The organism is Streptomyces sp. NPDC048496, from assembly GCF_043200055.1.
Classification (GTDB): Bacteria; Actinomycetota; Actinomycetes; order Streptomycetales; family Streptomycetaceae; genus Streptomyces.
The window spans coordinates 94,475-116,820 of record NZ_JBICXB010000005.1 but is presented as its reverse complement, the minus strand read 5'-3'; the positions used below and the strand labels follow the sequence as shown (position 1 = coordinate 116,820).

19 protein-coding genes are annotated in these 22,346 nt (G+C 70.7%); 11 read left to right on the top strand and 8 right to left on the bottom strand.

Annotated elements, in window-relative coordinates:
- Nucleotides 1-9: 9 nt before the first annotated feature.
- On the bottom strand, nucleotides 10-852 hold the full coding sequence (locus ACGFSA_RS07930; protein WP_393301267.1) for an alpha/beta fold hydrolase: 843 nt from the start codon (nucleotides 850-852) through the stop codon (nucleotides 10-12).
- A 234-nt stretch (nucleotides 853-1,086) separates the two neighbouring features.
- On the opposite strand from ACGFSA_RS07930, the gene ACGFSA_RS07925 reads away from it, so the two are divergent.
- Nucleotides 1,087-1,980, top strand: a complete 894-nt coding sequence (locus ACGFSA_RS07925) for a DUF2510 domain-containing protein (RefSeq protein ID WP_393301264.1) — start codon at nucleotides 1,087-1,089, stop codon at nucleotides 1,978-1,980.
- Nucleotides 1,981-2,286: 306 nt separating this feature from the next.
- Here ACGFSA_RS07925 and ACGFSA_RS07920 read toward each other — a convergent pair whose 3' ends face one another.
- Nucleotides 2,287-3,165: a DMT family transporter gene (locus ACGFSA_RS07920; RefSeq protein ID WP_393301261.1), complete on the bottom strand. Its 879-nt coding sequence runs from the start codon at nucleotides 3,163-3,165 to the stop codon at nucleotides 2,287-2,289.
- 130 nt (nucleotides 3,166-3,295) lie between these two features.
- Between ACGFSA_RS07920 and ACGFSA_RS07915 the strand changes: the two genes are divergently transcribed.
- Entirely contained in the window at nucleotides 3,296-4,462 is a 1,167-nt protein-coding gene (locus ACGFSA_RS07915; RefSeq protein WP_393301258.1) for a winged helix DNA-binding domain-containing protein, read from the top strand.
- 215 nt (nucleotides 4,463-4,677) lie between these two features.
- On the opposite strand, the gene ACGFSA_RS07910 is transcribed toward ACGFSA_RS07915, so the two are convergent.
- Together ACGFSA_RS07910 and ACGFSA_RS07905 are read right to left on the bottom strand one after the other, a co-directional pair.
- The gene (locus tag ACGFSA_RS07910; RefSeq protein ID WP_393301255.1) at nucleotides 4,678-5,325 is read right to left on the bottom strand and encodes a LysE family translocator; all 648 of its coding nucleotides are present in this window, start codon (nucleotides 5,323-5,325) and stop codon (nucleotides 4,678-4,680) included.
- A gap of 83 nt (nucleotides 5,326-5,408) precedes the next feature.
- Complete coding sequence (locus ACGFSA_RS07905; protein ID WP_393301252.1) at nucleotides 5,409-6,251, bottom strand: response regulator transcription factor; 843 nt, start codon at nucleotides 6,249-6,251, stop codon at nucleotides 5,409-5,411.
- Nucleotides 6,252-6,361: 110 nt separating this feature from the next.
- Between ACGFSA_RS07905 and ACGFSA_RS07900 the strand changes: the two genes are divergently transcribed.
- Nucleotides 6,362-8,038: an AMP-binding protein gene (locus ACGFSA_RS07900; RefSeq protein WP_393301249.1), complete on the top strand. Its 1,677-nt coding sequence runs from the start codon at nucleotides 6,362-6,364 to the stop codon at nucleotides 8,036-8,038.
- Nucleotides 8,035-9,648 carry an AMP-binding protein gene (locus ACGFSA_RS07895; RefSeq protein WP_393301246.1) on the top strand — a complete coding sequence of 538 codons (1,614 nt, stop codon included), beginning with the start codon at nucleotides 8,035-8,037 and terminating at the stop codon, nucleotides 9,646-9,648. The genes ACGFSA_RS07900 and ACGFSA_RS07895 overlap by 4 nt, the downstream gene beginning before the upstream one ends.
- 26 nt (nucleotides 9,649-9,674) lie before the next feature.
- Here ACGFSA_RS07895 and ACGFSA_RS07890 read toward each other — a convergent pair whose 3' ends face one another.
- On the bottom strand, nucleotides 9,675-9,896 hold the full coding sequence (locus ACGFSA_RS07890; protein WP_393301243.1) for a hypothetical protein: 222 nt from the start codon (nucleotides 9,894-9,896) through the stop codon (nucleotides 9,675-9,677).
- 125 nt (nucleotides 9,897-10,021) lie between these two features.
- Nucleotides 10,022-10,528: a GNAT family N-acetyltransferase gene (locus ACGFSA_RS07885; RefSeq protein ID WP_393301240.1), complete on the bottom strand. Its 507-nt coding sequence runs from the start codon at nucleotides 10,526-10,528 to the stop codon at nucleotides 10,022-10,024.
- Between the two features lie 508 nt (nucleotides 10,529-11,036).
- On the opposite strand from ACGFSA_RS07885, the gene ACGFSA_RS07880 reads away from it, so the two are divergent.
- Entirely contained in the window at nucleotides 11,037-11,606 is a 570-nt protein-coding gene (locus tag ACGFSA_RS07880; protein WP_393301237.1) for an RICIN domain-containing protein, read from the top strand.
- Between the two features lie 361 nt (nucleotides 11,607-11,967).
- Complete coding sequence (locus ACGFSA_RS07875) at nucleotides 11,968-13,083, top strand: PP2C family protein-serine/threonine phosphatase (RefSeq protein ID WP_393301234.1); 1,116 nt, start codon at nucleotides 11,968-11,970, stop codon at nucleotides 13,081-13,083.
- Between the two features lie 55 nt (nucleotides 13,084-13,138).
- On the opposite strand, the gene ACGFSA_RS07870 is transcribed toward ACGFSA_RS07875, so the two are convergent.
- Nucleotides 13,139-13,852 (bottom strand): hypothetical protein, encoded by a 714-nt coding sequence (locus ACGFSA_RS07870; RefSeq protein WP_393301613.1) that lies wholly within the window; start codon nucleotides 13,850-13,852, stop codon nucleotides 13,139-13,141.
- Nucleotides 13,853-14,166: 314 nt separating this feature from the next.
- Here ACGFSA_RS07870 and gcl point away from each other — a divergent pair, with 314 nt between their 5' ends.
- The 5 genes from gcl (at nucleotide 14,167) to ACGFSA_RS07845 (ending at nucleotide 20,339) form a co-directional block, all read left to right on the top strand.
- The gene (gene gcl, locus ACGFSA_RS07865) at nucleotides 14,167-15,951 is read left to right on the top strand and encodes a glyoxylate carboligase (RefSeq protein ID WP_393301231.1); all 1,785 of its coding nucleotides are present in this window, start codon (nucleotides 14,167-14,169) and stop codon (nucleotides 15,949-15,951) included.
- Nucleotides 15,952-16,180: 229 nt separating this feature from the next.
- A complete protein-coding gene (locus ACGFSA_RS07860) occupies nucleotides 16,181-17,179 on the top strand; it encodes an alpha/beta hydrolase (protein ID WP_393301229.1) in 999 nt (332 codons plus the stop codon).
- A complete protein-coding gene (locus ACGFSA_RS07855; RefSeq protein ID WP_393301225.1) occupies nucleotides 17,172-18,338 on the top strand; it encodes an acyltransferase in 1,167 nt (388 codons plus the stop codon). The genes ACGFSA_RS07860 and ACGFSA_RS07855 overlap by 8 nt, the downstream gene beginning before the upstream one ends.
- 10 nt (nucleotides 18,339-18,348) lie before the next feature.
- Nucleotides 18,349-19,671 (top strand): sensor histidine kinase, encoded by a 1,323-nt coding sequence (locus ACGFSA_RS07850; protein ID WP_393301222.1) that lies wholly within the window; start codon nucleotides 18,349-18,351, stop codon nucleotides 19,669-19,671.
- A complete protein-coding gene (locus tag ACGFSA_RS07845; RefSeq protein ID WP_393301219.1) occupies nucleotides 19,668-20,339 on the top strand; it encodes a response regulator in 672 nt (223 codons plus the stop codon). The genes ACGFSA_RS07850 and ACGFSA_RS07845 overlap by 4 nt, the downstream gene beginning before the upstream one ends.
- A gap of 430 nt (nucleotides 20,340-20,769) precedes the next feature.
- Here ACGFSA_RS07845 and ACGFSA_RS07840 read toward each other — a convergent pair whose 3' ends face one another.
- Nucleotides 20,770-22,227, bottom strand: a complete 1,458-nt coding sequence (locus ACGFSA_RS07840) for a catalase (protein WP_393301216.1) — start codon at nucleotides 22,225-22,227, stop codon at nucleotides 20,770-20,772.
- Between the last annotated feature and the right edge of the window lie 119 nt (nucleotides 22,228-22,346).

Here is a 22,346-nt window from a genome sequence, read left to right as displayed (position 1 = left end):
GTGCGGCGCTCAGGAGGCTGTCCGGCCCAGGAACCCCATGAGAATCGCGTTGAGTTCCTCGGCATGGGTCCAGCCGATGTTGTGCGGGCCGCCCGGGATCTCGACGAGACGGCTGTTCTTGATCAGGCCGGGCAGCCGCCGCCCGCAGGACTCGATGGGCAGGATGCGGTCCTCGTCGCCCTGGACGATCAGCGTCTCCACGTCGATCCTGGGCAGGTCGTCGCGGAAGTCCGTCAGCCAGGCCGGCACGCAGGCCAGCGTGGCGTGGGCCGACGCACCGGCGGCCACCGTCCACTGGAGCTGCAGTGCCTGGTCACTGATCCGGGTGCCACCGAGCTTGTCGACGTTGTTGAAGTCATGGAGGAAGGTCGTCAGATACGCGGGACGGTCCGAGGCGATGGCGCTCATGATGCCGTCGAAGACGCTCTGGTCGACCCCCTCGGGGTTGTCCCCGGTCTTCAGGAGGAACGGCGGGATCGGGGCGATCAGTGCCGCCCGGTCGACCCGTGCGGATCCGTAGTTGCCCAGGTAACGGACGACCTCGCCGGTGCCCATGGAGAACCCGACCAGGATGGTGTTCTGCAGGTCGAGCTTCTCCATGACGGCGTTGAGATCCGTGGCGAGAGTGTCGTAGTCGTACCCCGTGGTGGGCTGCGAGGAGCGGCCGAAGCCGCGCCGGTCGTACGTGATCACCCGGTATCCGGCGCGCAGCAGGACCGGGAGCTGCATCTCCCAGGATGCGCCGCTCAGCGGGAACCCGTGGATCAGGACGACGGGCTGCCCCGTCCCGTGGTCCTCGTAGTACACATGGATGCCGGCGGAGTTCTCCTCGCCAACGGTGATGTACGGCATGGCTCTCCCATCGCACGGCCCGGTCCCGTCGTGGTCCGGGCTCCTGGGGCCTCTCTTCGGACCGTGCCCGGCACGCCGGGTCCTGCCCGTACTCCTTGGTCGCAGCCTGATCCGAAAAGAGAGGTTCTAGCCCATTACGCCCCCATTCGGTGGTCCGCGCACTGCCGGCGACCCTGAGCGGGTTCAACGCACCGTTTCATGCGATTTTCACGGAGCGCCTCTACGGTGGGCGTCGTGACCGAGATGAGCCCTCCCGGCTGGCATACGGACCCCGGGTATACAGGAACAGGCCCTGTCCAGGAACGCTGGTGGGACGGGAGTCAGTGGACGGATCAGCTCCGGATGCCGCCCGCAGCCGTCCGGCGCCGTCGGATCCGGATCGGCGTCGGCGTCACCGCGGGTGTGGTGGTGCTGGCCGCGATCGCGGGTGGCGCCGTCCTGCTGGCTGATGGAACCCACCGTTCCGAGAACAACTCCCGCGGTGTCGAGTCGCCGACGCCCAGTTCCCCCGGGGGACGGAACGGCCAGGGCGGCCCCGGTGGTCCCGGTGGCCGGAGTCCGGCGCCCGACCAGCAGCAGCCGCCGTCCGAGGAGGGGTATGCCACGGACGCCAGCACTGGTGTCAGCCTGCCGGTGCCCGACGGCTGGACCGGCCAGTCGGCCCTGATCGGTGCCTCGGTGAGCACGGGATCGTACACATGCCCGGCCGACGCCTCGCAGAAGTGCGAGCGCGGAGGAGCGTTCGTCGCCCCGGCCCAGGCGCTGAAGATCACCGCGAAGACGGCGGAGGCGGCGGCGAAGGCGGACATCTCCGTCAACGCCACGTCGTCGTACGGCGGCAAGGCCTACGGCGCCATCACCTCGCACGAGCAGCTCAAGTCCGAGGCGGTCACCGTCGCGGGCCGCAAGGGCTATCTGGTGCGCTGGAAGGTGGTCACGAAGGAGGGCGACGACGGCTACGTCCAGTCGCTGGCCTTTGCCTCCCCGCACTCCGCGGACATGCTGGTCGTCGTACGGTCCGGCTTCGACGCCGGCCCCAAGGCGCCCGCGCTCTCGGTGATGGACGAGATCACCAAGGGGATCAAGGCGGCGGCCTTGACCGGCTCGGGATCCGGGCAGACCGCCTGAAGCGACTCGGCAGGAACCGGCCCGCGGGATTCCTTCCCCGGGCCGGTTCCGCGCGCCGGGCGAGCGTCGCAGGGGCGGACGGGCGTCGTCCGGGACCGTCCGGAACACGCGCTCTCCCTGTCGTGCCGGACTCGGCGGGCTCTCCGCCGAACAGGTGAGCACGGAGCAGGGCCACGCCGCCACCGCGTGCACCGCCTGCCACCTCTTCGGCCCGATCGCCGTCGTGCTGTTCGCCGGCCACCCCGACGTCGACCTCGCCGGCGCACCGGAACCCGGACGCCCGACCCCGGGGCCCGGTACGGGCCGTCACGTCACGCGGGTGCTGCGCCGCGGCGGTACGGCGTTCCCGGACGCCAGCGGCGAACGGGACAGTTCGATACAGCCCAGCGCGATGAGAGCGATCGCGACCAGCTCCGGCAGCAGCCACCAGCCCGTGCGCAGCTCCTCGCCGAACAGCGTCACCCCGTACAGGACGCTGATCAGCGCGTCGCCCAGTGTCAGCATCGGCTGGACGGCGACCAGGGTGCCCGCCTGGAGCGCGTTCTGAAGGAGGAACAGCGCGCCCACCCCGGCGGCGGCGGTGGCGTACAGCTGCCAGGACGTCATGAGCGCGGTCACCCCGTCGTCACCGAGCCGCCCCATGGCGTCCTTCATCAGGGCGGCGGTGAGCGAGTAACCACACGCGGCGGCGAGCCCGAGCAGCGCCGCCCGGGGGTTCCCGCGGGTCTTCATCGCGCCGGTGATCAGCGCGGCCTCGAAGATCCCCGTCAGGATCAGCGCCGGGACCCAGACCGCGCCCTGCACCGACGTGCTGCCGCCGCCCGGAGCGGCGGAGGTCATGCCGAGGGCCAGCCCGACGGTCACGGCAGCCACGCCGTACCAGACTCCGCCCGGTACCCGGACCCGCATCACGATCCCGGCCAGCAGCAGCGCAGCCGGGAGTTCGATGACGAAGATCGGCTGGACCACCGCGATCGGCCCGGTGGCCAGCGCGACGGCCTGGCAGACGGCGGCGACGATCACCAGCCCGATTCCGGCCAGCCACACCTTCTGGCGCAGCAGATGGCCGATCAGCGACAGGCGCATCGCCTTCGTGTCGGGTACGGCGAGGGCTGCACGGCGTTGCAGTACGGACGCGGCGCCGTTGCTGAGTGCGGTCAGGATGGCGAACAGGACGCTGATCACCCGACCATGATGCGGGCGGCCCGCGCGCAATCCGGGGTCCTGCCGCCCTGCGGTGCGGCGACCGCGGGAAGGAACGAGAAGATGCGATTGCGGACGGGAGTTGTCCGCATATCCGCGTACCGTGCCGTTCATGACCGCGAAGACGAAGCCCGCCGCACGAGCCGCATCCGCCCAGCCCCCGCGGCTCACGCCCCGCGCACTGGGCCGGGCCACCCTGGAGCGCCAACTGCTCCTGCGCCGGACCCCGATGTCCGCGAAGGAAGCCGTCGGGCATCTCGTCGGGCTCCAGGCGCAGAACACCAAGCCGCCGTACTACCAGCTCTTCGCCCGGCTCGAAGGCTTCGACCCGGCCGAGCTCTCCGCACTGATGGGGTCCCGCGAGCTGGTCCGCATCGTCACCCTCCGCTCCACCATCCACACCCACACCGCCGACGACGCGCTGACCCTGCGTCCGCTGGTCCAGCCGGCCCGCAGCCGGGAGCTGAAGATATTCCGGCAGGGGCTCGGCGGGGTGGACCTGGACCGGCTCGCGGCGATGGGCAGAGAGCTCGTCGAGGAGCGCCCGCGCACCCCGAAGGAACTCCGCGAGGCACTGCTCGCGCAGTGGCCGGACGCCGACCCGCAGGCCCTGACCGTGGCCGTCCGCTGCACCCTGCCCCTGGTCCAGGTCACCCCGCGCGGGCTCTGGGGACGGAGCGGACAGGTCGCGCTGACCACCGTCGAGCACTGGCTCGGCCGGCCGTCGGAGCCGACACCCACGCCCGACGCAACCGTGCTGCGCTACCTCGGCGCCTTCGGACCCGCCTCCGTGAAGGACATGCAGATGTGGGCCGGACTGACCCGGCTGCGGGAAGTCTTCGAGCGGCTGCGGCCGCGGCTGACCACCTTCCGCGACGAGCACGGCGTGGAACTCTTCGACCTGCCGGACGCCCCGCGTCCCGACCCGGACACCCCCGCCCCGCCGCGCTTCCTGCCCGAGTTCGACAATGTCCTGCTCGGCCATGCGGACCGCACGCGCGTCATCCCGTCGCGGTTCAAGGGACGCAACGGGAACGGCAATCAGGCGTACGGAGCCGTGCTCGTCGACGGCTTCCTCGCGGCGATCTGGCGGTTCGGCGCGCCCGGGCAGAAGCCCGGCGGCGAGGGGACCGTCACCGTGCAGGCGCTGGGGAGGCTGAGCCCGGCGGAGCGCGAAGCCGTCACGGAGGAAGGGCTGCGGATGCTCGCCACGATGCGACCCGCGGACCCGGCCGCACACGACATCCGGTTCGCCCCGTTCGTCGACTTCGGGGACTGACCGGGAGCGGGGCTTACGGCCTCCCCAGCGACAGGGAGTGGGCTCGCGACGTCCTGCGACTCCTCCCCCGAGCTCTCGGCTTCGCTCGAGCAGGGAGGGGCCCCCTTCGGCGTTGTCGTCGGCCACCGACGCTCCGCGTCGACTCCGTCCTCCGCCTTGCCATCGAAGCCGCATGACGCCGCTCGCTGATCCACTCCCTGTCGCGGGGGAGGCCGTCAGTCGGCGCGGCCCGTCGCCGCCACCGTCACACCCAGACCGATCATCGCGAAGCCACCCGCCCCGCCGATCAGCGACAGCCGCCTGTCCGACCGGGCGAACCAGCTCCGGGCCGCCGACGCGCCGAGCCCCCAGAGCGTGTCCGTCACCAGCCCGATCGCGATCGGCACCAGCCCCAACAGCAGCATCTGCACCGGGAGATGACCGGTCGACGGGTCCACGAACTGGGGGAGTACCGCGGCGAAGAAGACGATGCCCTTGGGGTTGGTGACGCCGACGACCACACCGTCCACCAGCGTCCGCAGATCACCGTGCGCGGGCCGCTCCGGCGACGCCTCGACAGCCCCCAGCGTCAACTCCTTGCGGTGCCGGAACGCCTGCACCCCCAGGAGGACCAGATACGCCGCACCCGCCAGCTTCACTGCCATGAAGACCATCATCGAGCGTTCGACCAGCGAACCGATGCCCAGCGCAACCGCCACCACCAGGATGTACGAACCGGCGACATTGCCCAGCACCGTGGTCAGCGCGGTGCGGCGGCCGTGGGCCAGCGCCCGGCCGATCACGAAGAGGACGCTCGGCCCCGGGATCACGATCACCAGCAGGGACATCGCCGCGAAGGCAAGATATTGATGCGTGGACACCATGTCCGTCACCCCCTGGCCCCGACCGTACGGCAGAGACCCCGGCGGACGTCAGGTGCGCGCCGAGGCGGACGCCCGGCGCGCACCTACGGCAGCAGCCCCGCCCGGCGCGCCGCCACGACCGCTTCCAGCCGGGTGTGCGCCCCCAGCTTCCGCATCGCCGCGCGCAGATACCCCTTCACCGTCTCCGGCCGCAGCCCCAGCCGATCGGCCGCCACCGCGTTCGTCGCGCCCGCGGCCACGCAGGCGAGGACATCGATCTCGCGCGGCGCCAGCTGCACCCCGCGGGCGCCCGGCACCGTTGTCCCGGACGCCGAGGCCAGCCGCCCGCACACCGAGAGGAGTTCCTCGCGAAGCACCGGGTCGGCCACCCTCGGGACCAGCGCGCGCAGCTCACGGTGCGCCTCGCGGACGTCCTCCCAAGCACCCGGCGCCGCCCGCGGGTCCGTCACCTGGTCCCGGGTGAGGGCCAGGAGCTGCTGTACCTCGTCGCGCACGGCGAGCGTCTGTTCCACGTCGCGGGCGGCCGCGACGGCCGCGTCGAACGTACGGTCCCCGAGGGTGAGGGGCTCGCGCAGCGCCCCGTACAGCACGCCCCGTACCTTGCGGCGTACGACGACGGGCACCGCGACCACCGAGCGCAGCCCCTCCGCGGCGACCGCGGTGTCGTACTCGTGGCTGATGTGCCGCGACGACGGGTAGTCGGTCACCGCACACGGTCGGGACAGGGCGATCGCCTTGCCGCCGAGTCCGCTGCCCGCAGTGATGACAAGGCCGCGCAGCGCCGCGGTCTGCGCCCCGTTGAGCTCCGCGATCCTGGCGTGGCGCGCATCCGACAGCAGTCCGCCGAACGCCACGGGCAGCCCGCTCGTCCGGCGCAACCGCAGCAGGGCCGCTTGCATCTCGCCCGCATCGACCGGTTCCGGCACGCTGTCGCCTCTCTGCCCTGCCTGCGTACCCCCGTTCGGGGGTGGTGAGACCTGGGTCACTGTTTACATGATGTTAAAGGGACCGGTCCGGTCCGCAATAAGGAGGGCACATGTCGGCAACCAGCGCGACGGAATCGTTCCGGGCCGCCCGGGACTTTCTGCTGCAGCACCGCGAGGACTACGCGACGGCGTACGAGGGCTTCCGCTGGCCCCGGGCCGACCATTTCAACTGGGCGCTGGACTGGTTCGACGCCATCGCGGAGAACAACGACCGCACCGCCCTGCACATCGTGGAGGAGGACGGCCGCCGCACCGAGGTGTCCTTCGCCGCGATGTCCGCCCGCTCCAACCGGGCCGCGAACTGGCTCCGCGCCCAAGGGGTACGCGCCGGCGACCGGATCCTCGTCATGCTCGGCAACCAGGTCGAACTGTGGGAGACGGCCCTCGCCGCGATGAAGCTGCGGGCCGTCGTCATCCCCGCCACCCCGCTCCTCGGCCCCGTCGACCTGCGCGACCGGGTGGAGCGCGGCCGGGTCCGGCATGTGATCGTGCGGGACGCCGACGCCGCCAAGTTCGACGAGGTGCCCGGCGACTACACCCGGATCGCCGTCGGCGAGGACGTACCGGGCTGGCTCCCCTACACCGGCGCCGACGAGCAGCCGGAGAGCTTCGAGACGGACCGGGAGACCGACGCCGACGAGCCACTGATGCTGTACTTCACCTCCGGCACGACCGCCAGCCCCAAGCTGGTCGAGCACACCCATGTCTCCTACCCCGTGGGCCACTTGGCGACGATGTACTGGATCGGTCTCAAGCCCGGGGACGTCCACCTGAACATCTCGTCACCGGGCTGGGCCAAGCACGCCTGGTCGAACCTCTTCGCGCCATGGAGCGCCGAGGCGACCGTCTTCATCTTCAACTACACCCGGTTCGACGCGGGCCGTCTGATGGCCGAAATGGACCGCTCGGGCGTCACCAGCTTCTGCGCCCCGCCCACCGTCTGGCGGATGCTGATCCAGGCCGACCTCTCCCAGCTGAACACCCCGCCGCGCGAGGTCGTCGCCGCCGGAGAGCCACTGAACCCCGAGGTCATCGAGACGGTCCGGCGCGAGTGGGGCGTCACGATCCGGGACGGCTTCGGCCAGACCGAGACCGCCGTCCAGGTCGCCAACAGCCCCGGCCAGGCACTGAAGGCCGGTTCGATGGGACGGCCCAGTCCCGGCTTCAAGGTCGAGCTCCTCGACCCGGTCACCGGTGAGCCCGGTGCGATCGAGGGCGAGATCTCCCTCGACCTGTCGTACCGCCCGGTCGGCCTGATGACCGGCTACCACGGCGACCCGGACCGTACCGCCGAGGCGATGGCCGGCGGCTACTACCGCACCGGCGACATCGGCTCCCGCGACGAGGACGGCTACATCACCTATGTCGGCCGCGCCGACGATGTGTTCAAGGCGTCCGACTACAAGATCTCGCCGTTCGAGCTGGAGAGCGCGCTGCTGGAGCACGAAGCGGTCGCCGAGGCCGCGGTCGTGCCCGCGCCCGACCCGGTCCGGCTCGCCGTCCCGAAGGCGTACGTCGTCCTGGCGGAGGGCTGGGAGCCCGGCCCGGACACGGCGAAGGTGCTGTTCGCGCACTCGCGGGCGGTCCTCGCCCCGTACAAGCGGATCCGCCGGCTGGAGTTCGCCGAGCTGCCGAAGACCGTCTCCGGAAAGATCCGCCGGATCGAGCTGCGCGAGCGCACGGCCCAGGGCGCCGGCACCGAATACGACGAGGGGGACCTGCGATGACCGGACGGACCGGGCCGTCCTACGCGCACGGCACCGGCACCACCGCTCTGCTCGGCGACACGATCGGGCGCAATCTCGACCGGGCGGTCGAGACGTACCCGGAACGTGAGGCGCTGGTCGACGTCGCTTCGGGGCGGCGTTGGACGTACGCCGAATTCGGCGCGGCGGTCGACGAGTTGGCGCGCGGGCTGATGGGCTCCGGGGTGGCCAGGGGCGACCGCGTCGGAATCTGGGCGATCAACTGCCCGGAGTGGGTGCTCGTCCAGTACGCCACCGCCCGCATCGGCGCCATCATGGTCAACATCAACCCGGCCTACCGGGCACACGAGCTGCAGTACGTGCTCGGCCAGGCGGGGATCTCGATCCTGATCTCGTCGCTCGCCCACCGCACCAGCGACTACCGTGCCCTCGTCGGCCAGGTCCGGGCGGGGTGCCCCGCCCTGCGGTCCGTGCACTACATCGGCGATCCGTCCTGGGACGAGCTGACGGCAGCGGCAGGGTCGGTCACGACCGAGCAACTGGCCGCGCGGGAAGCCGAGTTGTCCTGTGACGACCCGATCAACATCCAGTTCACCTCGGGCACGACCGGCTTCCCCAAGGGAGCCACTCTCTCCCACCACAACATCCTCAACAACGGTTACTTCGTAGGGGAGTTGGTCGCCTACACCGAACAGGACCGGGTCTGTCTGCCCGTTCCCTTCTATCACTGCTTCGGCATGGTCATGGGAAATCTCGGCATCACCTCGCACGGCGCCTGCATCGTGATCCCGGCCCCCGCCTTCGACCCCGCCGCCGTCCTCGCCGCCGTCCAGCAGGAGCGCTGCACCTCCCTCTACGGCGTTCCCACCATGTTCATCGCCGAGCTCAACCTCCCCGACTTCGCCTCGTACGATCTCTCCTCGCTGCGCACCGGGATCATGGCCGGATCGCCCTGCCCGGTCGAGGTGATGAAGCGGGTCGTCGCCGAGATGCACATGGACGAGGTGTCCATCTGTTACGGCATGACGGAGACCTCTCCGGTCTCCACCCAGACCCGCCGCGACGACGACCTGGAGCGCCGCACCGGCACGGTCGGCCGGGTCATGCCGCACATCGAGGTGAAGGTCGTCGACCCGGCGACCGGCGTGACCGTGGAGCGCGGGGAGGCGGGCGAGCTCTGCACCCGTGGCTACAGCGTGATGCTCGGCTACTGGGAGCAGCCCGAGCGGACCGCCGAGGTGATCGACGCGGGGCGCTGGATGCACACCGGCGACCTTGCGGTGATGCGCGAGGACGGCTACGTACAGATCGTCGGCCGGATCAAGGACATGATCATCCGCGGTGGCGAGAACGTGTATCCGCGGGAGATCGAGGAATTCCTCTACGGCCACCCGAAGGTCGCGGACGTGCAGGTGGTGGGCGTACCGGACGCCACGCGCGGCGAGGAGATCCTGGCCTGTGTCATCCCCAGGGACCCGGCGGACCCGCCGAGCCTGGAGGAAGTGACGGAGTACTGCCGCGAGCAGCTCGCTCACTACAAGATCCCGCGGAGGCTGCAGATCCTGGAGGCCTTCCCGATGACGGTCAGCGGGAAGGTACGGAAGATCGAACTGCGGGAGAACTACGGATAGTCGGTAAGGCGGTGCCCGGGGCGCGGTCAGGCGGCTTCGATGATGTCGCCGGCGGCGCCGCGGGTTGCCGCCGCCCACTCGATGAGCAGTACCTCGTACGCCGCGGACTCCACGGACGACCAGTCCTGCCCGGCTCGCGCGTCCACCAGCGCACGGATCGCCTCGTTCGCCTCGACGGCGGACGGGTGCGTCGGCTGTGCGGCGTGCAGCGGGTCGGAAGACGGGGAGCGTCGTGGAGTTAAGAACATGGGCGCTATCTTACGGCCGCCCACTGACACAGCCCGAACAATTGTGGCCCCCAGACGCGAACGTGACCGATTGCACTCGCTGTCGCCGACCGGTTCCGCTCCGGTGTCAGGGGGTTGACGCCCGGTCAGAGTTCGCGTCGCATGCAGACCCTCGGCCAGCGGTCCAGGCCGTGTTCCGCCTCCTCCGCCCTGATCTTCCGCAGCCCGTCGGTGAGTTCGGCCTCCGCGAGCGTGCGGAAGCCGAGGCGCGTGTAGTACGGCGCGTTCCACGGGACATGGGAGAACGTCGTCAGAGTGAGGGCGGCGAGCCGCCGGTCGCCCGCCCAGCCGGCCAGGTGGTCGATGAGCGCGCGGCCCACGCCGCGCCGGGCGGCGGACGGATGGACCGAGACCTGCTCGACATGGGCCGCGCCGTCGACCTCGTCGGCGATCAGGTAGCCGACGGGGCGGTCGTCGGATTCGGCGGCCACCCAGGCGCGACCGGCCCTGCGGTAGTCGTCCAGCAGGTCGAGGGGTGGCGGGTCGTCGTCCGAGACGGCGGACATACCGAGGGTGCGGAACGGTTCGCCGGCGGCGCGTTCGATGTCCTGGAGCAGCGGGAGATCGGAGCGGCGGGCGGGACGGATACGCATGCCGCCAGTATGGCGTCGGCGGCCGGTGCGCGGGGGCAGGGGCGCCGGATTGCCGACTCGCGGGCGCCCGTTCGAGCACTGTCCCCCACGTCGCCTGCTGTCCGCCCGGCCCGGTACACGCCACGCCTGCCGCGCACGGCGCATCAGCGGAAGCGGGCGACGGACGTCAGGGTCGCGGAATTGGAATGCCGGGTCTTCGTGGTGGAGCCGGAGACGGAGACGGAGACGGGGCCGGAGGCGGATACGGGAATCGGGCTCGGCCTCGCGCGGCCCGGTTCCGTCGTGGACGGGCCGGACCGCGTAGGGCTCCTTGGCGGGCCGGCAAGCACAACAAACGCCCGCCAAGGGTGATGCCGCTGGTACTCAGGGGGCGTGTGGAGGCGTTTGTCGATTCCCGCGCGACCCCAATGTCATCTGTGGCGCATGCAGCCGATTGGCTACCTTGTGTAGCGAGCTGATTGCACACGGCGACATAGGGGTTGGTGTGTGCAGCAGCGGGATCGGAGAAATGAACGTGAAAACTTGCAAGCGGTGGACTGTGGGCCTGGGAGCCGTCGCGATCAGTGCCGCGCTGATGCCGGGCTCATTCAGCCCGGCCGCCGCCAGCGACTCCGCGGGGGCGGCCCCACGGTCCGTCGTCGCCAAGCGGCTGACCCTGAGGCTGGCAGCCGATCCGGGCCAGGTCGCCAACGTACAGGGAGCGGCCCAGGGCAACGGCGTCCCGATCATCCAGTACCCGTGGTCCGGTACGACCAACGAGCGCTGGGAAGCGAATGCGGTCGGGGGCGCCTACTACCGGTTCAGGTCCGTCAGCAGCGGCAAATGCCTCAACGTCAACGGCGGCGGTAACGCCAACGGAGCCCAGATCATCCAGTACACCTGCGGCCACGCCGACAATGAACGGTGGAGGCTCGTGCCCAAGGGCATCGGTTACCAGATCGTCGCCAAGTCCAGCAACAAGTGCCTCAACGTCGCTGGGGGAGTAGGCGTCGGACGCCCCCTCATCCAGTACGACTGCGTTGCCCAGGGTGCGACCAACGACGTCTGGCTGCCCGTCTGGGAGCCCAACAACCTCTGAGTCCTCGCGGAGGTCCGTGGGGCAGGCGTTGACACCGTGTGGCTGGGTTCTCCTTCGGGGGACCCAGCCACGTTCGGTCGTGGACGGTGGGCAACGGACAGCGCGAAGATCCGGCACGCCGCGGGTCGCACGCATCGATCCGTCGGGCGGCCGGCGGGGCGCCGCGGGCGACGGGGTACCGGCTGCTCCTCCGTGACGCGCCTGCCACGCTGCTGATCCGGCTCTCCCCGCCTTCGCGGGCAGCCGCCGAGGGCCAACCGTGTGACCTGCCCAGCTCCACGGGAAGAGGAGTACCGCTGCCTCGGCCTGCCGTGCCTATCGTGAAGAGACAGACCAGCGGCGGCGTCGAGGCGGGGCAGACGTGACGGAACCGGAGATCGATTACGCAGCGGTGTTCCAGGCCCTGCCCGGTGCGGTGGCGCTGCTGACCCCGCAGCTGGTCTACGCGGACGTCAACGAAGAGTTCTTGCGTGTGATGGGCCGCACCCGCAGCCAAGTCATCGGCCGCTACCTGCGCGACGATTTTGTCCACAGACCGACCGACCCCGGCGCGGCCGTGGTGCGCAACATCGAGGCGTCACTGCGGCGGGCGACGGAAACCGGTGAGCGCGACACCATGGAGCTGCAGCGCTACGACATGGGGGATTCCGACCGGCCCGGGGTGCTGGGCGAGCGCTACTGGACCATGATCAACATTCCCGTCCTCGGTTCGGACGGGCGGGTGACGCTGCTGATGCACCGCGTGGAGGAGGTCACCGAACTCATCCGCGCTCGCGTGGTGGCGCTGAGCCTGCAGGAGGCGATGCTGCCCGCCCTCCGCCGGGTCGGGCGCCACCCGGCGGCCGCACGCTACCGGCCCGCCATCGACGCGCTGGACGTGTGCGGTGACTGGTACGACCTGGTGGAACTGCCCGGCGACCGCATCGCGGTCGCCGTCGGCGACGTCGTCGGCCACGGCCTGCCTGCGGCCCAGGTGATGGGGCAACTGCGCAGCGCGCTCAGCGCCGCCTCCCGCGTCACCGAAGGCCCCGCCCGTGCCCTGGAAGCCCTCGGGCTGTACGCCCGCTCGGTCGACGGCGCCGAGAACACCACGGTGGCCAACACGTTCATCGACTGGAACACCCACACCATCACCTACAGCAGCGCGGGCCACCTTCCGCCGGCCCTCCGGCACGGGGACGGCACCGTCGAGTTCCTGGACCGGGCCACCGACCCCCCGCTCGGCGCCCGCCCCGAACCCGCTCCCCGGCCCCAGGCAAGGGCGCCCTTCACCGAGGGGTCCGTCCTCGTGCTGTACACCGACGGCCTGATCGAGCGCCGCCGCGAGGACATCGACACCGGTCTCGCACGGCTCGCCCGCTCCCTGGCCGGCCACCGGACAGCCGACCCCGAAACCCTCGCGGACGCCCTGCTGGCCGACCTGCTCCCGCTCGGCGGCGTCACCGACGACACCGCCCTGGTCATCGTGCAGCTTTGACCCGGCCGCCGCGTCCGCAGCAGCGTGTTCCAGCTACCTTGATCTGCGGACACCCTCAGGCCCCCGTGGAGAGTAGCTCGTCCGCCGGACCGTTCACCGGCTGCGGGGTCCCGGTGAGGTCCATCACGAAGAGCGGGATACCGAGCCCGTCGGCGCGCGCACTGGCGTCTTGCGCATACCCCGCCAGCGAGAAGAAGACACCGGTCACCGATGCGTTGAGGGCGTTCAGCCAGAGACATTCGACGTCGCGCAGGGTGCTCGGCCGGGTGGTCGAGTCGACCTGGGCGATCAGTCCGGCGGCGCGCAGATCGATCCGGGACGAGGGCCGCTTCGCCGGCATGTCGACATCGCGGTAGCCCAGCCACCGCAGAAACATCGCGGCGGCGGTGACCGCGTCGCGGCCGGTGCGGATCGTCATCGGCCGGAACGACGGGCGGGGCGCGGGAGCCGTACGCGGCAGCGGGATGTGGGACGGCCGGACTCCGTCCGCCGGGTCGGCGCCGGCCGCCGTGACCGGTCTGACCGGGATCCGCAGCACCGTCCCGCACGGGCAGCACAGCTCCGGCTGCGGCCACTGATCGTGACGCCCGCAGGCGCGGCAGCGCACGGTCACCCACTCGTCGATCCAGGTGCGGTGCGTGATCGGCTCGGGCGCGGCGCCGCGCCGCATCGGGGCGGCGGTGGGGGACCCGCACGGGCACGGGTAGACCGGTATGAGGTACGCGTGCTCGCGGCGGCAGGCCGGACAGCGTACCGGCACGGACTCCACCATGGCCTCCCTCCGGCACCGCTGCCGCCCCCGGTGCCTGTCTTCGGGCGCGTCGGCACTCCGTGGCCGTCACCGTCCGACCGCGCCTCGTGCCCCCATGCTCCACCACGAGTGGGGCGCGGGGGGAGTGACTTGGAGGATTCGCGGCTCTTCCGGCACCGCGTGGCAGCGGACCGGTGCCCTCTCTTGACGGCCGACGGGCCGCCGCTTAGATTGCTTCCGTATAGCAGAAATTTTCTTCCGTAATGCGGAATTGGTGCTCTCAGGTGGCGCGACGGAGCCCGACTCCACCAGGTCCGAGCAGGAGTACTCAAATGCCTCGAATGACCGCTGCCCGAGCGGCAGTTGAGATCCTCAAGCTGGAAGGCGTCAGCCACGCGTTCGGCGTGCCGGGAGCGGCGATCAATCCCTTCTACGCGGCGCTCAAGGCCGGCGGTGGCATCGACCACACCCTGGCCCGCCATGTCGAGGGCGCGTCCCACATGGCCGAGGGCTACACCCGGAGCAGGGCCGGCAACATCGGCGTCTGCATCGGTACGTCGGGACCTGCCGGCACGGACATGATCACCGGGCTCTACTCGGCGATCGCCGACTCCATCCCGATTCTCTGCATCACTGGCCAGGCGCCGGTGGCCAAGCTCCACAAGGAGGACTTCCAGGCCGTCGACATCGCGTCGATCGCCAAGCCGGTGACCAAGGCCGCGACGACCGTCCTGGAGGCCGCGCAGGTGCCCGGCGTCTTCCAGCAGGCCTTCCACCTGATGCGCTCGGGCCGCCCGGGTCCGGTCCTCATCGACCTGCCCATCGACATCCAGCTGACCGAGATCGAGTTCGACCCGGAGACGTACCAGCCGCTGCCCGTCTACAAGCCGGCCGCGTCTCGTGCCCAGATCGAGAAGGCGATCGGTTTCCTGCTCGCCGCCGAGCGCCCGGTGATCGTCGCCGGTGGCGGCGTCATCAACGCCGACGCCTCCGAACTCCTCGTCGAGTTCGCCGAGCTGACCGGCACTCCGGTCATCCCGACGCTGATGGGCTGGGGCATCCTTGCCGACGACCACGAGCTCAACGCCGGGATGGTCGGGCTCCAGACGTCGCACCGCTACGGCAACGCGAACTTCCTGGCGTCGGACTTCGTGCTCGGCATCGGCAACCGCTGGGCCAACCGCCACACCGGCGACCTGGCCGTCTACACCGAGGGCCGGAAGTTCGTCCATGTCGACATCGAGCCCACTCAGCTCGGCAAGATCTTCCCGCCGGACCTCGGTATCGCCTCGGACGCCAGGGCCGCGCTGGAACTCTTCGTCGAGGTGGCCAAGGAGCTCAAGGCCGCAGGCAAGCTGCCGGACCGCAGCGCCTGGGCCGCCTCCACCCAGGAGCGCAGGGCGAAGCTGCAGCGCCGCACCCACTTCGACCAAGTGCCGCTGAAGCCGCAGCGGGTGTACGAGGAGATGAACCGGGCCTTCGGACCGGAGACCCGCTACGTCACCACGATCGGCCTTTCCCAGATCGCCGGCGCGCAGATGCTGCACGTCTACCGGCCACGCCACTGGATCAACTGCGGCCAGGCCGGCCCGCTCGGCTGGACCATCCCGGCCGCGCTGGGTGTCGCCACCGCCGACCCCGAGGGCCAGGTCGTCGCGCTCTCCGGGGACTACGACTTCCAGTTCATGCTGGAGGAACTGGCCGTCGGTGCGCAGCACAACATCCCGTACGTCCATGTCCTGGTGAACAACTCCTACCTGGGGCTGATCCGCCAGGCGCAGCGCAACCTGGACATCAACTTCCAGGTCAACCTGGAGTTCGAGAACATCAACTCCCCGGAACTGGGCGTCTACGGCGTCGACCACGTCAAGGTCGTCGAGGGGCTGGGCTGCAAGGCGATCCGGGTCACCGAGCCGGACCGGCTGCTGCCCGCGTTCGAGGAGGCCAAGAAGCTGGCCGCCGAATTCCGCGTCCCGGTGGTCGTCGAGGCGATCCTGGAGCGCATCACCAACATCTCGATGAGTGGCGCCGGGATCGACGCCGTCAACGAGTGGGAGGACATTGCCACCGAGCCGGGTCACGCCCCGACGGCGATCCGCCCGCTCGTCGCGAGCTGACGCACCACTTCTCGGTACGTCTCCCAGGTGGGGGCGGATCACCGGAACCCGGTGATCCGCCCCCACCTGCCCGTCCCGGCCAGGCCGAACACGGCCGACGCCCCTACCCGTAGTACTTCAGAGCTACGCGGAAGGTGCCCTCCACGGGTGGACGCCGACGACACGGTCCGCTCCCTAACTTCTGTACCGGAAGCACGACGGACATCCGGTACGGAAGGACCATCCACTTATGGCGCCCCGCCAGCCCAGGAGCCGCCCCCGCACGCGCCGCCTCTTCACGAGCCCGCGCGGCGCCCGTACCCTCCTCGCAGCTCTCGTCATCGCCGCGGTCGCCGTGCCCGTCTCGGGTGCGGCCCGCCCCTCCGCCGTCCCGGCGCCCGCCCCCGCCGCCCTCGCCCCGCTGCGCGCGACCCCCGCCGCTCTGGACGAGCGGTACGCCGTCAACCGCGGTTCCATCCGGGCGGCCGAACGGATGGCCACCGGCCACGGCGACCGGAAGAGGGCCGCCGCGCTGCGCGAACTGGCCGACCCGGCACGCCACTTCCTCTCCTTCGACGGCCGCGACGGCGGACGCGGTGTCGAGGCCTTCGGTGATCTGTCCACGGCACGCCGGATCGCCGTGCTGGTTCCGGGCGCGGGTATCAGTTTCGACAAGTACTGGCGACTGAGGGCCGGTGGTGTCGCGCTCCAGCGGGAGCTCGGCGAGGGATCGGCGGTCATCGGCTGGCTCGGGTACGCAACGCCGGCCACGGTGAGCCCGGAAGCGGTGACGCCCGGCCTGGCCGAGCATGCCGCCCCCGAACTACGCGCATTCCTTGACGAGTTGAAGACGTCCAAACCGTCCGCCCGGATCACGCTGCTCTGTCACTCCTACGGATCCGTCGTCTGTGCCGAGGCCGCGTCCGGGCTGGAGGTTGCGAACATCGTCCTGTACGGCAGCCCCGGCACCGGCGCGCGAAGCGTCGCCGCGCTGCACACCCCGGCCACCGTCTGGGCGGGCCGGGGCGGCAGCGACTGGATCGCCGACGTACCGCACGAACAGCTCCGACTTCCGTTCGTCACTCTCGGGTTCGGGACCGACCCGGTCTCGCCCGGGTTCGGTGCCCGGCACTTCGCGGCTGGCGACGGCGGCCACTGCGACTACCTGAAGCCCGGCTCCTTGTCCCTGACGAACCTTGCCCGGATCGTCTCCGGCCGGACCCCTGCTGAGGAGGGCCGCCATGCGTGAACTCGTCCGGCGGATCGACGCCGCCACCCCGCCCGACCGCGACCGGGCCGTGGACGCCCTGCGCGCCCTCGCCATCCTGGGCGTGGTGCTCGGCCACTGGCTGGTCACCGCACTGATCGCCGACACCGGCACGGTGCGCGCCGCCAGCCCCCTCCAGCACATGCCCGAACTGATCCCGGTCTCCTGGCTGTTCCAGACCCTCGCGGTCTTCTTCCTCGTCGGCGGACAGATGGCCGCGAAGAGCTACGCCTCCGCCCGCGACCGCGGTACCACGTACGGGCAGTGGCTCGGCGCCCGGACGCTCCGGCTGTTCCGGCCGGTCGCCGCCGTGCTGGTGGTGTGGACCGTGATAGCGGGCACGCTGCTCGCCTCCGGGGTGGGCACGGAGACCGTGCACGCGCTGCTCAAGCTGGTGCTGTCGCCGCTCTGGTTCCTGCTCGTCTTCACGGCACTGACCGCGGTCACCCCGCTGGTCTCCAGGCTCCATCCGCTCTGGCCGCTCGCCGTCGTGCTTCATGTCGACCTGATCCGGTTCGGACTGGACGGGCCTGCCTGGCTCGGATGGATCAATGTGGCGGCCGGCTGGCTGGTCCCGTACTGCCTGGGCGCGACCTGGGCCCGCGGCGGCCTGCAGAGCCGGGCCACCGGATGGGCGCTGCTGCTGGTCGGCGCCGCGGCCACCGCCGGACTCGTTCTGTGGGCCGGCTACCCCGCATCCATGGTCGGGGTGCCGGGCAGCAGGATCTCCAACCTCGACCCGCCCACCCTCGCGGCCGTCACCTTCGGTCTCGCCCAGTGCGGCGCGGCCCGGCTGCTGCTCGGCCCGCTGCGGCGGGTCCTGCGCCGCCCCGCGGCGTGGGCGGCGGTGGCGCTGGTCAACCTCTCCGCGATGACGGTCTTCCTCTGGCACCAGACCGCGATGATGGCGGTCACCGCCATCGGTCTGCTCGCGGGAGAGGCACTGCCCGGACTGCATACCGTGCCCAGGGATTCGGGCTGGGTGCTCGCCCGTCTGGCGTGGCTGCCGGCGTTCGCCGTGGCGCTGCTGGTCTGCTGGGCGGCGTTCCGTAAGTACGAGGAGGGGCGGCCGCGACGTGGGAAGGGGCGGATCGTCCGCGAGAACCGTCCCACCAGGACCTCGGTGATGCACCGTGTCTAAGGTGGTCCGGATGACGTGGAAATCAGTGGGGGACAAGGAGCGGTTGAAGGCTGCCCTGCGGAGGGCGCCGCGTGTCCTGTTCGAGGATCTGACGACGCCCGCCGACCCGCTGCCGGACATGGGCCGGCCCGGATGGCCGGTCTGGCGGCCGGTGTTCGCGATGCTGCTGGTCATCTGCGCGACCTTCCTCACCGTGTTCCATGTGAACGAGCTGAGTCCGGTCGACGGCGGCGGCATCCCCCGGTACGTGGTGCTGCTGGGCATCGCCCAGGGAGCGGCGCTCGTCGCCGCGATGTTTCGCCCGGTGTCGGCCTGGTGGGCGTCGACCGTCCTCATGGTCGTCACCGTGCGGCTCAACGAGCCCGATATGAGCGGGGACCAGTTGTTCCCATGGAGCGTTTCCGGGCTCGCGCTCCAGTGCGGGGTGCTCTTCCTTCTGGCGCTGCGGGTCCTGCCCCGCCGCGCGGCCGGGGCGGTGGTGATCACTCTCCTCGCCGGACTGGCCTGCGCCCTCTTCACCACCACGCCGCACAACTACGACATCGATCGCTCCACTCCGGTCCTGATCGCCGCCGTGGTACTCGGCGCCGCGCTGCGCGGCCTGCGGGTGGCCCGCACCCAGCTCGTCGTCCAGGAGGAGCTCACCGCCGGGGAGCGGGCCCGGCGCACCCTCCTGGAGGAGCGCAACCGCATCGCCCGCGAGCTGCACGACGTGGTCGCCCACCACATGTCGGTGATCTCCATCCAGGCGCAGGTCGCCCCGCACCTGGTCGAGAACCCGTCCGACGAGCTCCGGGAGAACCTCGCGGGCATCCGGCAGAATGCCGTCGAGGCACTCACCGAACTGCGCCATGTGCTCGGCGTACTCCGCTCCGAGGACGCCCTGTCGCAAGGGGCGAGGCACACCCCGCAGCCCACACTCGACCGGCTCGACGAACTGGTCGCCAATGTGCGCGGCGCCGGGCTCACGGTCACCACCGCCACCACCGGTGCGCCGCGCGTGCTGCCGCCCGGTGTCGAGTTGTCGGCCTTCCGGATCGTCCAGGAGGCGCTCAGCAATGCGATGAGGCATGCCCCCGGCGCACAGGTGCGGGTGGAGACGGCCTACGGGACGGCCGGGCTGACCGTCCGGATCACCAACACCGCGCCCGACGGGCCGGCCGCGCCCTCACAGTCCATGGGGCACGGGCTGCTGGGGATGCGCGAACGCACCGCCATGCTGGGCGGCGAACTCGCGGCCGGGGCGACACCGGACGGCGGTTACGAGGTCACGGCTATCCTGCCGGTGGGCGCCCCTGCCCTGGCCACCGAATCTGCCGAGGACACCCCGTGACGACCATTCGCGTACTCATCGCCGACGACCAGATGATGGTTCGTCAAGGCTTCACGGTGCTGCTCGACGCCGAACCCGGCATCGAGGTCGTCGGTCAGGCGGTGGACGGCCTCGACGCCGTCGCCAAGGTTGCCGAACTCGCCCCGGACGTCGTACTGATGGACGTCAGGATGCCCGTGCTCGGCGGCATCGAGGCGACCCGCCGCATCACGTCACCGCCCGGCGCCCGGATCAAGGTACTCATCCTGACCACCTTCGATCTCGACGAGTACGTGTACGAGGCGCTCCGCGCGGGCGCGTCCGGCTTTCTCCTCAAGGATGCATCGATCGAGGAACTGGCCCATGCGGTAAGGGTGGTGGCGTCCGGTGACGCGCTGCTCGCCCCGAACATAACCAAGCGGCTGATCGCCGAGTTCTCCCGGATGACCGCCACCCCCCGGGCGCCGCTGAAGGACCGCGTCGGCCAACTGACCGAACGCGAGACAGAGGTGCTGTCCCTGATCGCGCAGGGTCTGTCGAACGCGGAGATAGCCCAGTTGCTGGTGGTGGCCGAGCAGACCGCGAAGACCCATGTGAGCCGGATCCTGGCCAAACTGGGGCTGCGCGACCGGACGCAGGCCGCGGTCTTCGCCTACGAGACGGGCCTGGTGCGCCCGGCCGGCTACTGACGTACATGCGAAAGGGCGGGAGCACGGGACCGTCCGTACCCCCGCCCGGGGGGGTGGTGACCGTCCGACGGCGGGAGGCCGGCGCGACCGTTTCGTTCGCGCCGCCGGGCGGAGTTCTGCAGGCTGAGAGGCTGGTTGAGCCGGGACCGCGGCGGCGCGCGATGGGCGGCCGGGTCCGCTCTCTCAGGTCGAGAGCGGCCGTCGGCTGCCTTCACCACCGCACTGGCTCGCACGCCGCCGCGGTCCTGGGTCGCGTCCGTCCCGCCGGACACCCCTCAGGGCCGACCGGACGGACAGCGCAGGGGGTATGACGTCCCGTCACATCCCTTGCGCGGTCTCGGTGATATGGGGGTTGTCTGGCCCTGATCCGCCGGACAACCCCTGCGACAGGGCCTGGTGCCGTGACCGGCAAAGCCTGCCGGGAGGGACACTAGTCCTCGCGCAGGGCGCGGACAGCTTCCTCGACGCGCTTGCCGTAGTCGGTGTCGGCGGCGTGGAAGTGCGCGAGGTTCTTCTCGATCACGTCGTCGCGGGTGACCTGGGAGAGGCCTCCGGCGATGTTGGCGACCAGGCGGCCCTTCTCGTCCTCGGACATCAGCCGGTAGAGCTCGCCCGCCTGGAAGAAGTCGTCGTCCTTGGCGTGGGCGGGCGCCGCGTGGGTGCCGGTCCAGCCATGGATCGCCAGCGGGGCGGAGAGTGCCGCGCCGGTCTGGGCGGGGCCGGCGTACGAGTTGGGCTCGTAGTTCTTGTCGTGGCGCGCGCCGTTGCGGGTGGCGTGCAGACCGTCGCGGCCATAGTTGTCGACGACGGCGGTCCGCGGGGCGTTCACCGGGAGCTGGGTGTGGTTGACGCCCAGCCGGTAGCGGTGCGCGTCGGCGTAGGCGAACAGGCGGCCCTGGAGCATCTTGTCCGGGGAGGGGCCGATGCCGGGCACGAAGTTGTTCGGGGAGAACGCGGCCTGCTCGACCTCGGCGAACACGTTGTCCGGGTTGCGGTCCAGGACCAGCCGGCCCACCCGCTGCAGCGGGTAGTCGCTGTGCGGCCACACCTTGGTGAGGTCGAACGGGTTGAAGCGGTAGTCCGCGGCCTCGGCAGCCGGCATGACCTGTACGTACAGGGTCCAGGACGGGTTCACGCCCCGCTCGATGGCCTGCAGCAGGTCCGTCTGGTGCGAGGCGCCGTCCTTGCCCGCGAGCTCGGCGGCCTGCTCGCTGGAGAGGGAGCGTACGCCCTGGTTCGTCTTGAAGTGGTACTTGACGAAGAAGGCCTCGCCCTCGGCGTTCGTCCACTGGTAGGTGTGCGAGCCGTAGCCGTTCATGTGGCGGTACGAGGCAGGGATGCCCCGGTCGCCCATCAGCCAGGTCACCTGGTGTGTCGCCTCGGGGGCGTGCGCCCAGAAGTCCCATACGTTGTCGGGCTCCTGACGGCCCGTGAACGGGTCGCGCTTCTGCGAGTGGATGAAGTCGGGGAACTTGATCGGGTCCTTGATGAAGAAGACCGGGGTGTTGTTGCCGACCAGGTCGTAATTGCCCTCGCCCGTGTAGAACTTGAGGGCGAAGCCGCGCGGGTCGCGTACGGCGTCGGCGCCGCCGAGCGAGTCGGCGACCGTCGAGAACCGGATGAACGTCTCGGTGCGCTTGCCGACGGCGGAGAGGAAGTCGGCCCGGGTGAAGCCGGTGACGTCGTCGGTCACCTCAAAGTAGCCGTACGCGCCGGAACCGCGGGCGTGGACCACGCGCTCGGGGATGCGCTCCCGGTTGAAGCGCGCGAGCTTCTCCAGCAGGTGCTGGTCCTGGAGGAGGATCGGGCCACCGACGCCGGCGGTGGCGGAGTTCTGGTTGTCGGCGACCGGGGCGCCTGACTCGGTCGTAAGCACACGCTGCGTCATGGTGTCGGGGCGACCTTCCGTACGGGAGCTGCTGAACTGCGACGCCCTGGGGGCTCCAGGAGCGTAAGTACGCTCCGAACCGAACGTCAACAGTTTGTTGAAATTGCGAGTGGGGTGTT

Coding starts and splice junctions, on each gene's coding strand:
- ACGFSA_RS07930 (WP_393301267.1), bottom strand. CDS start 852: ATGCCGTACATCACCGTTGGCGAGGAGAACTCCGCCGGCATCCATGTG.
- ACGFSA_RS07915 (WP_393301258.1), top strand. CDS start 3,296: ATGACCGCGAAGACGAAGCCCGCCGCACGAGCCGCATCCGCCCAGCCC.
- ACGFSA_RS07910 (WP_393301255.1), bottom strand. CDS start 5,325: ATGGTGTCCACGCATCAATATCTTGCCTTCGCGGCGATGTCCCTGCTG.
- ACGFSA_RS07900 (WP_393301249.1), top strand. CDS start 6,362: ATGTCGGCAACCAGCGCGACGGAATCGTTCCGGGCCGCCCGGGACTTT.
- ACGFSA_RS07895 (WP_393301246.1), top strand. CDS start 8,035: ATGACCGGACGGACCGGGCCGTCCTACGCGCACGGCACCGGCACCACC.
- ACGFSA_RS07890 (WP_393301243.1), bottom strand. CDS start 9,896: ATGTTCTTAACTCCACGACGCTCCCCGTCTTCCGACCCGCTGCACGCC.
- ACGFSA_RS07885 (WP_393301240.1), bottom strand. CDS start 10,528: ATGCGTATCCGTCCCGCCCGCCGCTCCGATCTCCCGCTGCTCCAGGAC.
- ACGFSA_RS07880 (WP_393301237.1), top strand. CDS start 11,037: ATGAACGTGAAAACTTGCAAGCGGTGGACTGTGGGCCTGGGAGCCGTC.
- gcl (WP_393301231.1), top strand. CDS start 14,167: ATGCCTCGAATGACCGCTGCCCGAGCGGCAGTTGAGATCCTCAAGCTG.
- ACGFSA_RS07860 (WP_393301229.1), top strand. CDS start 16,181: ATGGCGCCCCGCCAGCCCAGGAGCCGCCCCCGCACGCGCCGCCTCTTC.
- ACGFSA_RS07855 (WP_393301225.1), top strand. CDS start 17,172: ATGCGTGAACTCGTCCGGCGGATCGACGCCGCCACCCCGCCCGACCGC.
- ACGFSA_RS07850 (WP_393301222.1), top strand. CDS start 18,349: ATGACGTGGAAATCAGTGGGGGACAAGGAGCGGTTGAAGGCTGCCCTG.
- ACGFSA_RS07840 (WP_393301216.1), bottom strand. CDS start 22,227: ATGACGCAGCGTGTGCTTACGACCGAGTCAGGCGCCCCGGTCGCCGAC.